Here is a 16,627-nt window from a genome sequence, read left to right as displayed (position 1 = left end):
ACCCGCCACTTAAGCGCTTATCTACTTGCCGATAAAGGTAGCCCATAGTTGATCCAATATCTCGTCAGGAGCATAACCTCTCACTTCTCGCTGAAATAGGTAGGTGTCGCTCTTTAAAGCAGCAAGAAGCATGTCTGCTCGAAAGGCACTATTTGGAGAATTAAGTTCCGAATCCTTCATTTCATCAAATACAGAAACAAGGATCTGGTGTAATTCGTTGTATAAGGGGCTTTGACCATTTGATTGGGTTCTGTTCGACCTCTCAAAATCTTCAACACCTTTCAGCAACTGAGCCTTGCTTTCTCTAAACTTGATATAGTATTGCAAAATGCTTTTTAATCGATCTTCAGGCGGCAAGTTCTGGTTTTCTTCGAGAAAAGCATCTAAATCTTCAAAAAGAAGGACAACATTATCTTTAATTAAATCTAAACACAATTCTCCTTTATTTCGGTAACGGCGATAGAGCGTTCCAGGCCCAATTTGAGCGACGTTTGCAATTTGGTTCATGCTAACGTTCTCGACCCCATATTCATTAAAAAGTTTCAACGCTGTATCCAATATACGTTGGCGATTTTGGGCAGCATCACGACGTTCCGAACGGTTGAACAAGTTCTCACTATCCTTCATTTTGACACTCCCCCCCTAGTTTCAAGAACAACCCTTGACATGTGGAGACATCTCCGTTTATTATAAATGATAGAGTTCTCCATTTAATAATAACTAAACCATTTGGGAGTGACAACACATGAACAATTCTTCAAAAAAAACAGCCTTATTAGTCATGGATTTGCAAAACGGGATCGTTTCGCATTTTGCTGAAAACAAGGAAGCCCTCCTTCCCTTTCAAAAAGCTATAGCTAGCGCCCGTGAGCATCACATTCCTGTTATTTTCGTCCGCGTTGGGTTTAGCGAAGGCTATCCGGAGGTTTCTCCTAATAATAAGGGTTTTTCAGCCGTTGCTTCACATGGTGGAATGACAACTTCAGACGAATCGACACAGATTCATGAATCGGTTAAACCTGAGAAGGATGAGCCTGTTGTCACTAAATATCGCGTAAGTGCTTTTGCAGGAAGCACATTAGAGGTCATCCTCCGCTCTAAGCAAATTGATTCGATTGTACTCACGGGTATTTCAACGAGTGGTGTCGTCTTATCAACATTGCGAGAAGCAGCGGACAAAGATTATACGATAACCGTCCTAAGTGATGCCTGTCTTGACAGAGATCCTGAGGTACACCGCGTCCTTACTGAGAAAGTATTTCCTCGACAAGCTGATGTTGTGACCGTCGACTCCTGGATCAATACATTAGATTAATCGATCCGGGCGGCCTGTTCCTCAATAGGGAACAGGCTTCTTATTATATCAAAGCCAGTCTCTAGCTAGGAAATGGAACAAGGTCAGTGGTTATAATAACAAGTTTAATGCCTCTGCAACGAAGAATCAGACACCAATCGTCAGAATCTTCTTTTCTCTAAGTCTGAAGCACTCAATATAAGTGTCATTTTGTCGTAATCTGCGCTTGCCTGGGAAATGACTGCACCTCGTTATTTCCCTTTATTCTTTACTCATTTAGTGATTATTTCAAGGAATGATCGTTTATAAGGACATCCTCTAAGCTTAGAAGATTAGTTTACTGTTTTAAGACAGCAAGATATGATAATGCTCGATTAAGTCACGAAGCGCTGGCCGTTCATTTCCATCGCGCCCTACCACCCTTTCAGCTGTCACTAAAGCATTTAAGATCGCTTCCTCTGTTGCTTCGCCAATGGCTCGAAAAGCGATATCCAGATCGCCTTCATGAACTGCTGGGATAGAAAGCAGCTCTTTTGTTTTATCATGCGGGATTTTAGTTGCCGTTGAAAATCCAATCACAACATCCCCGCTTCCGTTTGAGATCATGGAGCCAGTCCTCGATAATCCAGTAACAGAACGTTTAAGCAGTCGGTTAATCTGCCTATTGGAAACAGGCAAGTCCGTTGCGACAATGATCATGATCGATCCCTTATCCTTTTCTTCAATTTCGTTACTTAATGCTTGTTTTAATGTTGCACCAATTGGATTCCCATTAATGCGGAGATCACCTAGAAGACCAAAATTAGAGACGACTAAAACCCCTATTGTATAGATCCCATGCTCTAACTCGAACCGCCTGGATGACGAACCAACTCCGCCTTTTAGGGAATAACAAAGCATCCCCCGCCCTGCCCCAACAGAACCTTCACTGAAAGTAGAAGACGCCTGCTCAAGCGCTTGAAAAACATGCTCTCTTGTTACATATTTGCCCCTTATATCATTTAAAAACATGTCATTGCATTCGCCGATAACAGGGTTGACCGTTCCCGTCGTCCTGCCTATTTCCGGATTACGCTCCAACGTGTAGTCAAAACATGCGTCTGCTGCAACACCTATGCTTAATGTATTAGTAAGAATAATAGGGGTTTCCAAGGTCCCTAATTCGTTTAGCTGAAGCGTCCCCATCGTCTTACCAAATCCATTAATAATATGGCATGAGGCTATTAATTTCTCCTTAAATACATTCCCCTGATGCGGGAGTATGGCCGTTACTCCTGTTTGCTTGCAGCGGTCACTGATTGTAACATGTCCAACCGCAACCCCTTCTACATCTGTAATCGCATTTTTAGGTCCAGGCTCTAAGCCCCCTATTGTGACCCCATAATCTCGCAATCTTTTTTGGTTTAACATGTCTTTTGACTCCTTCGTTTTATCTTCCCTTAAAAAAGGGACGTTCTTAATGGTTGAATCAAGTCTCCTACTTTGCCATCTTGACATTCTCCTGTTAGTTTAACGTGAATCTTGAATTTTTCAACAGTTTGTTCATCACCGCGACAAATTATGAAAATTAAGAATTTATATTTTTGTTTCGACTATCGGAATGTTAAAATAGATCCATAGTTAAACAATTAAGGAGGAACCAACCATGCCCAAGCGTCCCATAACAGCCGAAGATCTTTGCCAATTTAAGTTTGTCGGAGATCCCCAAGTATCCCCTTCTAAAGACAAGGCAGCTTATGTCTTAACACAAGTCGATCAAGAAAAGGATGGCTACTATTCTTTCATCTACGTGACTGATTTAAAAGGTGAAGGCAGACAATTTACCACTCATTATTCGAAGGACAGCCTAGTAAAAGACACCGCTCCAAAGTGGTCACCAGATGGACAACAGCTTGCTTTTCGCTCAAACCGAACAGGAAAAAATCAAGTCTGGCTGTTACCCATCGATGGCGGTGAAGCTGTTCAATTAACCGACGTGAAGCAAGGAATTGGTGAATTTACTTGGTCCCCTGATGGCAAGCAGCTTGCTCTTACTATCAGCGGTGAGCTCAAGCTTACTTCTGACAAGGAAGAAGTAAATAAGGAAAACAAAAGTGATGTGAAAGTCATTACTCGCCTTCGCTACAAAGGCGATGGAGCGGGTATCTATAATGATGATCATCAGCATGTCTACTTGTTTGATATTGAAAGCAAATCTTACATAAAAGTAACTGAAGGTGAACATGACTTCTCAGAGCCTCGTTTTACGCCTGATGGAAAGAACCTTTTCTATGTTGGAACAAAAGCTGAGGATAAAGAGTGGGGCTATCTCCCTGCCATATGGAAATACGATCTTTCGTCTAAGGAAGAACGTCTTTTTTATCAGGGGAATGGCTATCTAATGGCTCCTTCCTTTTCACCAGACGGCAAATATCTCGCAGTGGCGGGTCACACTCGCGGAGAACGAAGCCAAGGGAATACCCATGTTCTTGTTCTTTCTTTAGAAACTGGTGAGTTGACTAATTTAACCGAGGACTTTGATTATACTGTCGGGAATCTTGTCGGCGTTGATGCCAAATACGATCCAGCAGGTCAACGATTAGTTTGGAATGCTTCTAGCACTCATATTTATTTTAACGCCACCATTGGAGCGGATTGTCAGCTTTTCAAGGTCGATCTCAATGGGGCTGTGTCACCCGCGCTCTCTCCAGCTGACGCCACCATCACATCATTTGATATCTTAAGTGATGATTCAGCTGTACTCGTATTAGCAACCCCTTTCTCGACAGGTGACCTTACGACTCAAGATTTAACTAATAGTGAAAACAGACAGCAACTCACATATTGGAACCAAAAACTCTATGATGAAGTTCATTTAAGCACGCCAGAAAAATTCACTTATAAAAGTACGGATGGGTGGGAAATTGAAGGCTGGGTGATGAAGCCTTATGGTTTTGAAGAGGGGAATACCTATCCAATGATTCTTGAAATTCATGGCGGTCCTGCCACCTCATATGGAAACGGACTCCATCATGAAATGCAGCTCATGGCTTCAAAAGGCTATGTTGTCCTCTACACTAATCCAAGAGGAAGCCAAGGCTACGGTCATGACTTTGTCAATGCCGTCATCGGCGATTATGGCGGTATGGATTACGAAGATATTATGGCAGGTGTTGATTATGCCTTAGCCCATTTCCATTATATCGATCAAGATCAGCTTTTCGTTACGGGAGGAAGTTATGGCGGCTATATGACCAATGTCGTGGTAACGCGTACGGATCGTTTCAAGGCAGCCGTCACACAGCGCAGTATCTGCAACTGGCTCAGCTTCTATGGCACAAGTGATATCGGCTTCTTCTTCACAGAATGGCAGCACGGACATGCAGACTTATGGGATGATGTTGAAACACTGTTGAAGGTTTCACCACTCACTTACGCACGTAACGTAAAAACGCCGACTCTCATTCTTCACAGTGAACAGGATTTGCGCTGTCCAATAGAGCAAGGCGAACAATGGTATGTCGCCCTTAAACGCCTTGGTGTCGACACTAAATTCGTTCGTTTCCCAGATGAAAGCCATGACTTGTCACGATCAGGTAAGCCACAGCACCGATTAGAGCGTCTGCAGCATCTCATCGGCTGGTTCGATGATCATCGTTAATGACCAAATACACTAAAATGCGCGGAGCCTTTAATAGACTCCGCGCTTTCTCATGTTAAAAGATATTACTAAAAACCGTGTCATCTATATGATGGGTATTCCTAAATAACAAGTTTACACATATATCTCGTGGTGGAGCTTCCACTTTTTTGGTGTATTGGAGCTCCCATCACACACTTTCTCGGACTACAACCGGGCTTTTTTGTGTATTGGAGCTTCCATCACACACAAATGGGGCCGCACACGCCTTGTTTTTGTGTATTGGAGCTCCCATCACACACTTTCTCGGGCTACAACCGGGCTTTTTTGTGTATTGGGGCTCCCATCACACACAAATGAGTCTGCACACGCCTTGTTTTTGTGTATTGGTGCCTCCATCACACACTTTCTCGGGCTACAACTGGGCTTTTTTGTGTATTGGAGCTCCCATCACACACACCGGGGGCCGCACACGCTTTGTTTTTGTGCGTTGGAGCCCTCATCACACACATCGGGGGCCGCACACGCTTTGTTTTGGTGCGTTGGAGCCCTCATCACACACTTTCTCGGGCTACAACCGGGCTTTTTTGTGTATTGGGGCTCCATCACACACACCGGGGGCCGCACACGCTTTGTTTTGGTGCGTTGGAGCCCTCATCACACACATTGGGGGCCGCACACGCCTTGTTTTTGTGTATTGGGGCTCCCATCACACACATCGGGGGCCGCACACGCCTTGTTTTTGTGTATTGGGGCTCCCATCACACACTTTCTCGGGCTACAACTGGGCTTTTTTGTGCGTTGGAGCTCCCATCACACACAAATGGGGCCGCACACGCCTTGTTTTTGTGTATTGGTGCCTCCATCACACACTTTCTCGGGCTACAACTAGACTTTTTTGTGTATTGGAGCTCCCATCACACACACCGGGGGCCGCACACGCTTTGTTTTTGTGCGTTGGAGCTCCCATCACACACATCGGGGGCCGCACACGCCTTATTTTTGTGTATTGGAGCCCTCATCACACACTTTCTCGGGATCCAACTGGACTTTTTTGTGTATTGGGGCTCCCATCACACACTTTCTCGGGCTCCATCCGGGCTTTTTTGTGCGTTGGAGCTCCCATCACACACTTTCTCGGGCTACAACCGGGATTTTTGGTGCGTTGGAGCCCTCATCACACACTTTCTCGGGCTACAACCGGGATTTTTGGTGCGTTGGAGCCCTCATCACACACATTGGGGGCCGCACACGCCTTGTTTTTGTGTATTGGGGCTCCCATCACACACAATGGGGGCCGCACACGCTTTGTTTTGGTACGTTGGAGCTCTCATCACACACACAGAATCCCGCTCACACCGCGTTTTGGTGCATTGGGGCTTTCAGCGCACACAAAGGGTTCCGTGAATGAGTGTCTTATACACTTATTTCTTGTCGTCCTTCTGCTTACTTTTATTTAGTAACCTGCCCATACGTCCTTTACATATTGTTCTTGTTTCTGAAGATCTTCCAACCATTTCTTTGCTTCTGTTTCATTGACACCATAGACCTGCTGATAGCCTCGAATAAGTTCGGTTTCGACATCTCTAGCCATGTGACGACCGTCCCCACAGACGTAAAGCTTCGCACCATGTGCCATTAATTGCATGAAGGCTTCGTTCTCTTGAGCGATTAAATGTTGGACATACGTTTTAAGCTCACCTTTTTTACGAGAAAAGGCTGTATGAAGGGTCACCAATCCATTTTTCTCATAGCCTTCTAGCTCCTCTCGGTAAAGATAGTCCCAATCATTCCGGCAGCCAAAGTAAAGATGAGCTTCACCAAGTGAACGCCCCTCGTTTTTTAATTGAGAGCGAGCCTGCAGAAACCCGCGGAATGGGGCAACACCCGTACCTGCTCCCACCATAATAATCGGTGTTTCGGTCTGACTTGGGAGTTGAAATCCAGATTCCGGTTTTCGGACGAAGACCATGAGCTCATCACCCGGTTTCCTTTCTTCCAAATACTGAGAGGCAACACCTCTATACTCCCCTTTTCCACTCCAAGCATCCGCTCGGACAATAGCCACGGTAATACTAGTCCTTCTAGGCTGCATTCGCGGCGAACTGGACACCGAATAATACCTTGGCTTTCTTGAAGGAAGCAATTCTAAAAAATGTTCAAAGGAAATCGTGCACGCCTCGTACGTTTCGATCAAATCCAGCATCGTCACCCTCTTTTGCAGGATTTGTTTCTCATAGACTTCCTCTTTCAATAAATTCTCCAATTCTGCCTGGTGTGGAGGACAAACCGTCTTAGCCGCTAATTCCCGTATTTGATCACGTGTTCCAGGTTCTTGGAGTTCGAAACATTGGCTGAGTAAATCAAACAAAGAAACGGGGCGATCTAATGGCAAATGGGCGGCACTTAAACCCGTTGCCTTCAAAATAACTTGATCACCGCCTTTCAATCCAAAACGTTTCAGAACCCGTTGAACGTTTTCCGGACTATTTAGAGGAAAAATACCTAAGTGATCCCCTTCCTGATAAGTGAATCCTTCAGGCAGTTCAAATTCTATATGACGGGTACTTCTCCCGCTCCCTGGTTGTTGAAGTTCTTGATTTTCCACAACTTTAGCTTTAATTGCTTGATAGGACTGTACAATGGGTGACATGACAAGACCACTAACAAACTCCACGCTAAGAGTCGACTGTTTGTTCGCTGCATTTGCAGCTAATTTTAAGCCGAACGTCTTCATAGCGTCCGTCACCATTTGACTTTTCCAGTCGTCAAACTGTTTTTCAAAATCGCCGCTCATATCCCCCTCTCCACGAGATGAAAAACGCTTTGCTCCCTTTTCTGCAAGGCGCTCGTCAATCAGGCGAGGAGCCTGTTGATAGGTACTGGCCCAATTTCGATCCCCACAGCCAAAAACGGCATAGGTCACGCCGCTCAAGTCTTCAGATTCAAGTCCTTCTAGCCATTGTAAAAAAGCTTTAGCATTAATAGGGGCTTTTCCGTTATATGAAGAGGAAATAATGATAACGGCTCCTTCCTTAGGTAATTGACCTCGCCGATCGTTAAGCGAAGCGACCTCACCGCGAATTCCATTCCACTCCGCAAGGTCAACCAATTCCCTAGCAAGCTGTTCGGAGGTCCCCATGTCAGAGCCATAAAGAACCAGAAGCGGTCGATCATTCAGGCCGATAATGGAGGCCTTGGGCTGCTCGTTTTCATAATTAGAGCGCTTGACGACTGATTGTTTCGGCTGAGGAGATAACAGATTAAGTGAGTCCTTATCTCTTAAGTGAACGCGGATGTGAAAATTTTCAGGCTTGAGCGTTAACGTTTGTTTCACTTTTAACTCATAATTCATGTAATCAATCAGCTTAAAATGCTTAAGAATCTGACCAAGGATTAATGTGGCTTCATGCAGGGCAAACTGCATCCCAATGCAAGCTCTCTGTCCATTACCAAAAGGCTTATAAGCATGGACCGGGACCTTATCCGGGTCGGCAAAACGCTCTGGTCGGAATTGGTCGGCATCTTCTCCCCACGCCCCTTTATCTCGGTGCAGTTGAGGAATGAGAACAAAAATAGGTTCTCCTTTATTTATGGGGTACCTTCCAGCAATCATGGTATCCTTTTTCGCATACAAACTATATTGGGGTGCGGTCGGCCATAATCGAAGCGCCTCATTTAAAATCATTCGGACATACTTCAAACTCACAACCTGTTCATAAGTGGGAAGGGCATCATCTAACTGCTGATCAACTTCCTCATAAGCCTTTTTCAGCACATCCGGATGCTTAAGCAGAAAATAGATCGCAAATGACAGTAAACCACTAGTCGTTTCGTGACCTGCCACTAAAAAAGTAATGATTTGGTAGCGAATATTCTCATCATCCAATTTTTCATCTGTTTCAGGATCGACGGCATTCAGCATTCGGGCAAGTAAATCCTTTTCCCCTGTGTCTCCACTCTGCCTTCGATCAGCGATGATCTGATCAACCACATTAAACTGGTAGTTCAGATCGTGTTCATATTGTCGTCTGGTTTTAAACATCAGCTTGCTTTGAATCGGAAGTCTTGTGATATAGTGCATCGCTTCATCTAAGGTTCTGATCATACTTAAGACAAATGGATGAGGCGTTTCTCTATAGAAGCTATTTAATCGATAGCCGAACCCGCATAGCCCAATGGTATCAAGGGTAAGACGAGTCATATCATCCGGGACATCAATGGTTTCGTCGGGATTAAGCCGGCCCCATTTTTGGATGAGCTGTGACGCAATATCGAGCATCATCCTGTGGTAGCCTCTCATCGCTTGTTGGCTAAAAGCGGGCATCAAAATTCGATGAGCCTTTCCCCAATTGGGTTCTTTCGTCAAGGCTGTAAATAATCCGTCTCCTCCGGCATCACGAATTTTCAGTAAATGGCCAATCGATTTATCGAATCGGCTCTCATCCGATACGTCCGCAACTAAGTCAGCACCAGATAGAATGAGGATCGATCTATTTAAAGCCTGAAATCGATAAATCGGACCAAATTCCTCTGCTAGCTTGCCAAATGATAAAGTCGGTGAATTCTTGTCAATTAAAGGGATGTTTCCTAGAAGGCCATACGTTTTTGGCTGTGGGATGGGATCCGTTTTTTTCATAAAAAACTCCTTTACAAGAAGGGCTAACCTCTATTTATTTTAAACAACGCCCTTAATGAGGCACTCTCCGTACCATATGACTAAAATTCTCAATCAGTCACTTTTCCACTAATTAAATAATATGCCTGATTTAAAAATTCTAACACGGATTTTAATCAAAAAAGAGCTCAGTTTCATTTATATTGAGAAGATGGCCACGTATCTAAAGCGAACTATTTCTACAGTTAATAAATAGGAGCGAAACAAAAAAAGCACCCACTAAGGGATGCTTTTTTTGTTATGTTTTTTTATTCTGCATCAAATTGATAGAGCGGAGTACTTAGATAACGTTCGCCATTATCTGGAACAATAGCTAGAACTTTTTTGCCTTTTCCAAGTTCTTTGGCAACTTTAAGAGCAGCATGAATCGCAGCACCAGAAGAAATACCAGTTAAGATACCTTCTTCTCTCCCAACACGTCTTGCAGCAGCAAACGCCTCTTCTGTAGTAACTGCAACAATTTCGTCATAAATTTTGGTATCTAAAGTATCCGGAACAAATCCTGTGCCAAGTCCTTGAAGTTTATGCGGACCTGGTTTTCCTCCTGAAAGAACAGCTGAATCAGCTGGTTCAACAGCTACAATTTTAACATTTGGAAATTTTTCGCGCAGAACACTACCAGCACCACTAATAGTTCCACCAGTCCCAATTCCTGAAACAAACGCATCTAATTGATCCATTTGTTCAACAATTTCTTTACCCGTAGTTCTTCTGTGAACCTCTGGATTGGCTGGGTTTTTAAATTGCTGTGGCATAAAGTAGCCATTATCATTGGCCAACTGTTCTGCTTTGGCAATGGAACCTTTAATTCCTTCAGCTCCTGGAGTAAGAACAAGCTTGGCTCCATATGCGCGAAGGAGGTTACGTCTTTCCATACTCATCGTTTCTGGCATGACAAAAATGGCCTCATACCCCTTTGCAGCTGCAATCATAGCAAGACCAATACCTGTGTTTCCACTAGTTGGTTCGATAATCGTATCAACGCCCGGCTTAATTAAGCCTTCTTCTTCTGCAGCTTCAATCATAGCCAAAGCAATACGATCTTTGACGCTGCTCCCAGGGTTAAAATATTCAAGCTTTAAGTAGACCTCTGCACTGTTGTCATCTACTACTCTGTTTAACTTTACAATTGGTGTTTGACCGACTAGTTCGGCAACTGAATTAGCAACACGTACCATATGAGCACCTCTATCCTTTTATTCCGAGTATGTAGCTAGGTTTAATCTACTATTAACTTACTCCTATCTGTAAGGAGTGTCAAGAAATTATTCTTCTATTATCACAATTTGTTTTTTAAATTTTCATTTTAAAGAAAACGCAGCCCGCTCCAAGCCTTTAGGTGAAGGCGATGCCTGGTTGCCCTAATCCTTAGTTCCTATAAATTTTCTTTCTTAACCTTAAAAAAAGAAGGCTACCCTCTTGCCAATTTAAAGAGCGACACCCGATTAGGATGTCCTTTCGACCCTATTTATTACACATTTAATATTTAAAGACGATTCCACAATTCATTCTTTAAGAATTTTGGTCCACCGAACTGTTTTATTTTATTGTTACGGAAATAGCCGGTGACACGCTAACCACACGACAATCTACTAAATCTGCTTCTTTTAATAGACCAAGACTAATAGCCGCTTTCATTTTTTCAATGTCCGGTTTTTTCACTAATAGATCTTCTAGATTTAACGCTTCTAATTTTTCGGCGGTCTTATCCTCATTAAATTTTTCTATTGTTCTAATCTGTCTTTGGAGCTTGTAATCTCCAACCGTAACCTGTCCCTTCAAGTTTTCTCCTATTGTTTCATCAAAATAGTTATGAAACTGTTTTTTTAATTCATTCATTGCCGAGTCAATTTCTTTCTTCTTTAGATTGAGCCTGTAAAATTTTTCAAGCATTTCTTCTGTTACATGACCATCACCCATCATTTTACACCCCTTTTATCACTTTTTATCAATTTATGGGGCGGAAATCTCCTCTATGACAGATTTCAGTAGGCTTATTTATATATTAAAAGAATTTTAGAGGATTAAAGCGGCCTGCTAGAAGATTATTACGCAAGAAAAATATCAAAAAGCATCAGGTGAGATATCTCTTTACAAAAAAGATTATTTCAAAACTTTATAACCTTGGACCGCCTTAGAAATGGGAGAGGATCCCAATGTGTGTTGAAAGCCCCTTACACAAAATTTAGCATGTTGGGACTCAAATCGTGTGCGTTTGGTTTATAAAGAAGCTGGGTCAGAAGTAGTTGACGAATAGAAAAAACCGAACTTATTCACACATTTAACGTGATGAGTTCGGTTTTTCATTTATAAGTTATGTCATTTATGAAACGCTCCTTCAAAATACGTTGCTTTCCGCGGGAACGACCCAAGCCTCCTCAGCGAGAAAAATGCTTGCTTGCGGGGGCTTTTGACATGTTCTATTCCCGTAGGAGTCTCCGCATTTTGACTGCGCATCCTTTTTGTTTCTGTCCTTATAAACATTTAGTGTTCGGAATTTAAGTCAGTTAGTTTAGTTTTGTCCCTTAATTTTCTTTTCAATCGGTAACCTTTTCAAGAACAGGATATCCGTAGATCGAACCATCCTTGATTTGAATCTCTTTCTCCCAAGGCAAGTGATAGTTATTTTCAGCAAGGTCTTTAATAAAGGTATACGGGTTTTCTTTGATCCCTCCTGGTGTTGCTACATAAGCTCTCGTTCCTAAATTATAAATGTTATTTTCAAGTCCCCACTCGATACGTGCTTTATCTGCTAGTTTAGGATAAATTTCAGCTGTTACGATCTCATATGGGTTGCGATGACCTTGAACGATTGTTGTCCCATCAAAATTACATACTTGACCCTCACCAAAATAATAGAAAGTGCCATCATAACCTGCTAGATTGACCGACATTGTATACATAAGATTATGCCAGGCATTGGACCGATTAGTAAGAATCCATTGATCGTTCACTTGAGTACTGTATCCGGAAATTCGGATCAGGACATTCGCTCCCTTATAAGCTGCTTCACGGGCAATTTCTGGGAACATCCCATCATGACAAATACAAACAGCTAATTTACTGCCTCCTGGTCCTTCACAAACGGGTAGCCCAAGGTTTCCGGCTTGCCATGGTTCAACAGGAACCCATGGATTGAGCTTACGATATTTTAAAATGATTTCTCCTTCTGGATTAATAATGATGGCGGTATTAAAAGGAGCACCTCCATCCGGGTTACGTTCCATTAAAGAAAAAACACCGTATACACCTGCCTCTTTACACGCTTGCCCAAACAACTCTGTTTCTTGGCCGGGGACGTCACATAAAAATTCTTCTGTTGTCCACTTTTTTGTATTTAAACCTTGGGTACTGTATTCTGGGAAAACAATCAGCTCAACGCCAGGATAACCAGCCTTGGTAGAGTGTAACATTTTAATAATTTGTTTGATCTGTTTATCAATATCCTCACGCGATTCGACAATTGGTACGGGATACTGAATCAAAGCTGTTAAAAAGCCTTCTGATGGTTTTGACATACTTCCAATACTGCCCATGTGAATTCCTCCTGTTAATAAGTTTAATTTTATATCAAACCTGGTTTCCAAAATCTGACTGCTTATGAGAGACTCAAATAACTTCCAACCTCTTTATGTATAGACAGAATCCAATTAAGTATTATACTCTGTCTATCTAAATCCTTTTACTTTTTGCACATATCTCCACATTCCTTCTCAAGGCTGCAGCACAAAGAGCAGATCATTCCTTTATGAAATGGACAATAAGTAATATCCTCTTGCTCATAATCAAATTCGCAAGTCACGCATTCATATTCCCCATTATTATTCGGTGCCGGGATCAACTCCGCATAAGGACCTACCAATCCATGGAGATGGGAATGGTCATGGGTAGGACTCTGTTCTCCAGTTGAGTTAGATTCCTCTACTCTTTCTTCTGTCACTTCATTTGAACTGGCTGCAAGCTCTGTTAGGGCTCCTTGGAATGGGTTTTGTCTTGCAATGTAATACTTTCCTTTCGTTGCTAGAGCAATAACCGGAGCTAATATAAAGGCGACCACAAGAGACAAGAAAGGTGAAAAGGCTTGAAGAGTAGCACCAAAAAGACCGAAGTATGCCATTATCGATAGAATAGAAGCAATAATCATAGACCCAAAGCCTACAGGGTTAAAGTTGTATAGATGTGCGCGCTTAAATTCAATATAAGAAGGACTTATTTTTAACAAAGTTTTGTTGATGACCAAATCCGCTACAATCGCTCCTATCCAAGCTACTGCAATGTTAGAATAAAATCCCAATACGGTATTAAGAAAATTGAAGAGTCCGGCTTCCATTAACACAATAGCGATCGCAACTTGTAAAAATAACCAAACCACACGCCCAGGATGAAAATGTAAGACACGTGAAAAGAAATTAGACCAGGACAAAGAACCGGAGTACGCATTGGTTACGTTTATCTTAATTTGCGAAAGGACAACAAAGAAAGTCGCGATGGTTAGAACCACAAAGGCACTCGGAATGAAAGTACCAAAAGCTTTCACAAACATTTGAATAGGCTGATCAGCGACATCGAACCCGACAGATGGCGCTATAAAAGAGACCATAAAGCTCCCGCTTAATTCTTTAAAGGCACCAATTACCACCCAACCAGGTCCCGCAATCATAACTGCCCAGAGCCACTTTCTGCGATTTTGCTTTGTAAGAGTAGGCATAAACCTTAAGTAATCGGCCTGTTCCCCAATTTGTGAGATGAGCGAAAGAACAACACCTGAAGACAAGGCAACAAATAATGGATTAAAAGCAGCTCCAGATGGTGACTTTCCTGCAAAATGGGTCCAAGCTGAGACTGTTCCGGGGTCTTTCATAATAATTGCGGCAATCGGCGCGATCATAAGCAGTAGCCAGACCGGCTGAGTCCACACTTGGAGTTTTGATAGAGCCGTCATTCCAAACAATACGAGGGGAATTACAACTAATGAACTAACCAAGTAACCAATCGGAAGCGGCATGTGGAAATACATTTCAAAGGCTTGTGCCATGATAGCCCCTTCTGTTGACATATAAATAAATGTGAAGGATGCATAGACAAGGGACGTAATCGTTGAACCTAAATAGCCAAATCCGGCGCCGCGTGTCAGTAAATCCATGTCCACACTGTATTTAGCAGAATAATAGGCAATCGGAATCCCCGTTAAAAAAATGACAAGAGCAGCGATAATGATTCCCCAAAAGGCACTCGTGAACCCATAAGAAATAGCAATTGAACCGCCTATCGCAAAGTCGGCAAGGAAGGCAATGCCTCCAACAGCTGAGTTCATCACCGAGAACTCCGACCACTTTCTAAACGATTTCGGGGCGTATCTAAGTGCGTAATCTTCCACTACCGGATTATTTACAAAGGAATTAAATTTTCTTTTCTTTGATGGTGAACTCCCTTTTACTGTTTCTTCTAACAACCTGAACACCACACTTTCTTTAATATCGCATTTACCAGATACTTTTTTATGAAGATAAATGAAGGACTCTTTATTTGTCAGAGTCAAAGCCTCTTAAGTCAGATCAGTAATCGATTCATCATTGATTTCCAATCCTCTTTTATTTCTCTCTCTTAACATTAAAGTACCAATTTTAATCCTTTGACCAAATGCCCTCCTTAATTTTGTTTTCACCTCAGGACGTATAGAGTCTCCCTCCTTCCTATAACACCACCAATAAAAATCGATTAATTTTTCAAGATCACTGTCTCTTCTTCCTCTGCGGGCTGCTCCGGTGTTGTTCTTGTAAGAGACTCACATATAGCCGTAGCTTTTTCAGGATCTTCCACCCATGTTTTATAGAAACTATAAGGGATTGTCGCAACACCATGTTCTAGAGCGGTGTAGCCTCTATGTGTTAAATTATAGAGGTGATTTTCAGCAGTCCAGTGTCTCCGAGCATTCCGAATCCCTGAAATGGAAAGCTCCGCATAGGTCACTTCATCTGGAGTCGTACCGCATTCCGCAAGCGATGTGCCATCAAAATTAACAATATTTGAGTGGCCGAAGTAGGAATACACTTTATCCCTTCCTGCCATATTGGAGACGGCAAAATAGGTTAAATTCTCCCAGGCACGAATGCTTGCTAGCTTAATTTGCTGATCTTTCGATGGATACATATAGCCCTGTATACGGACGACAAGCTCTGCTCCTTTCATGACGGTATCTCTTACAATCTCAGGCATGTTGGAGTCGTAACAAATATTAGCACCAATTTTCAATCCTTTTGGACCCTCCACCACCATCGTCTCGTGTCCCGGATACCATGGCTCTTTTGGCACCCACGGATTTATTTTGTGGTAGTTCATCTTGATTTCGCCTTGATCGTCAATCAAAAGAAAGCTATTAAAGGGATTACCCAAAGGATTGTGCTCGCCGGTAATCGAGAAAACACCCCAAACTTTATTTTTCCGGCAAGCTTCAGAGAAAATATCCGTTTCAGGACCGGGAACTGTCGTACAGAGTTCCGGCCATTTACTGGGATGAAAGCCCTGTGTGGAGTACTCTGGAAAGACAATTAAATCGAGTCCCGGATACCCGAGTTTCGTTCCTTCAACAAAGTCAGCAATACGCCTACAGTTCTCGATGACTTCCTCTTTTGATTCTAGAACCGGTACTTTGTAATTGACGACAGCTACCCCAACCGTGTCTTTGTGACTGGATATCGATCCAACAGGCATTAAAATTCCTCCTTATTTTCTTGTGGTGGTTCTCACAATTCTCTATGCAATCTTCATGCCAATTCAAAACCAAGAGAGTAAGCGCTTAATTGATAAATTATTGTCAGAAAAAATAACATAAGCTGTTCAAAGGAGTGGACACTCTGTTCAAATTTGTTCAATTTCACTTATTTTTAAGTGCACAGCTTGGAATTTTATTATATAATTTAAGAAAATACAGACTATTCGGCCGTATGTGGTGACGCATGCTCCTCTGCCCTTTTAACGCTTTATATAACACTCATCATTATTGTTAGAACATCTTACAATATGTGTTCATTTAGGT

Annotated in this window: 10 protein-coding genes; 2 read left to right on the top strand and 8 right to left on the bottom strand. The window is 42.6% G+C overall.

Annotation, left to right across the window (positions count from 1 at the left end; all coding sequences use genetic code 11):
- Positions 1-21 precede the first annotated feature (21 nt).
- Positions 22-627: a TetR/AcrR family transcriptional regulator gene (locus tag PU629_RS10415; protein ID WP_275284186.1), complete on the bottom strand. Its 606-nt coding sequence runs from the start codon at positions 625-627 to the stop codon at positions 22-24.
- Between the two features lie 118 nt (positions 628-745).
- Here PU629_RS10415 and PU629_RS10410 point away from each other — a divergent pair, with 118 nt between their 5' ends.
- Positions 746-1,315: a cysteine hydrolase family protein gene (locus PU629_RS10410; RefSeq protein ID WP_275284185.1), complete on the top strand. Its 570-nt coding sequence runs from the start codon at positions 746-748 to the stop codon at positions 1,313-1,315.
- A 324-nt stretch (positions 1,316-1,639) separates the two neighbouring features.
- Here PU629_RS10410 and PU629_RS10405 read toward each other — a convergent pair whose 3' ends face one another.
- Positions 1,640-2,704 carry a DmpA family aminopeptidase gene (locus PU629_RS10405; protein WP_275284184.1) on the bottom strand — a complete coding sequence of 355 codons (1,065 nt, stop codon included), beginning with the start codon at positions 2,702-2,704 and terminating at the stop codon, positions 1,640-1,642.
- A 235-nt stretch (positions 2,705-2,939) separates the two neighbouring features.
- On the opposite strand from PU629_RS10405, the gene PU629_RS10400 reads away from it, so the two are divergent.
- Positions 2,940-4,934: a S9 family peptidase gene (locus PU629_RS10400; RefSeq protein WP_275284183.1), complete on the top strand. Its 1,995-nt coding sequence runs from the start codon at positions 2,940-2,942 to the stop codon at positions 4,932-4,934.
- Between the two features lie 1,435 nt (positions 4,935-6,369).
- Here the strand turns inward: PU629_RS10400 and PU629_RS10395 are convergent.
- The 6 genes from PU629_RS10395 to PU629_RS10370 all read right to left on the bottom strand — a co-directional run bounded on the left by PU629_RS10395 (position 6,370) and on the right by PU629_RS10370 (position 16,302).
- Positions 6,370-9,552: a bifunctional cytochrome P450/NADPH--P450 reductase gene (locus PU629_RS10395; protein ID WP_275284182.1), complete on the bottom strand. Its 3,183-nt coding sequence runs from the start codon at positions 9,550-9,552 to the stop codon at positions 6,370-6,372.
- Between the two features lie 287 nt (positions 9,553-9,839).
- Entirely contained in the window at positions 9,840-10,769 is a 930-nt protein-coding gene (gene cysK, locus PU629_RS10390; protein WP_275284181.1) for a cysteine synthase A, read from the bottom strand.
- A gap of 361 nt (positions 10,770-11,130) precedes the next feature.
- A complete protein-coding gene (locus PU629_RS10385; RefSeq protein WP_275284180.1) occupies positions 11,131-11,511 on the bottom strand; it encodes a hypothetical protein in 381 nt (126 codons plus the stop codon).
- A gap of 617 nt (positions 11,512-12,128) precedes the next feature.
- On the bottom strand, positions 12,129-13,127 hold the full coding sequence (locus PU629_RS10380) for a formamidase (protein ID WP_275284179.1): 999 nt from the start codon (positions 13,125-13,127) through the stop codon (positions 12,129-12,131).
- A 146-nt stretch (positions 13,128-13,273) separates the two neighbouring features.
- The gene (locus tag PU629_RS10375; RefSeq protein WP_275284178.1) at positions 13,274-14,905 is read right to left on the bottom strand and encodes a purine-cytosine permease family protein; all 1,632 of its coding nucleotides are present in this window, start codon (positions 14,903-14,905) and stop codon (positions 13,274-13,276) included.
- A gap of 404 nt (positions 14,906-15,309) precedes the next feature.
- Positions 15,310-16,302: an aliphatic amidase gene (locus PU629_RS10370; RefSeq protein WP_275284177.1), complete on the bottom strand. Its 993-nt coding sequence runs from the start codon at positions 16,300-16,302 to the stop codon at positions 15,310-15,312.
- Positions 16,303-16,627: the final 325 nt, after the last annotated feature.

Source organism: Pullulanibacillus sp. KACC 23026 (genome assembly GCF_029094525.1).
In the GTDB taxonomy this organism is placed as follows: Bacteria; Bacillota; Bacilli; order Bacillales; family Sporolactobacillaceae; genus KACC-23026.
The sequence above is the reverse complement of the archived record's forward strand: the minus strand, read 5'-3'. Positions and strand labels throughout refer to the sequence as shown.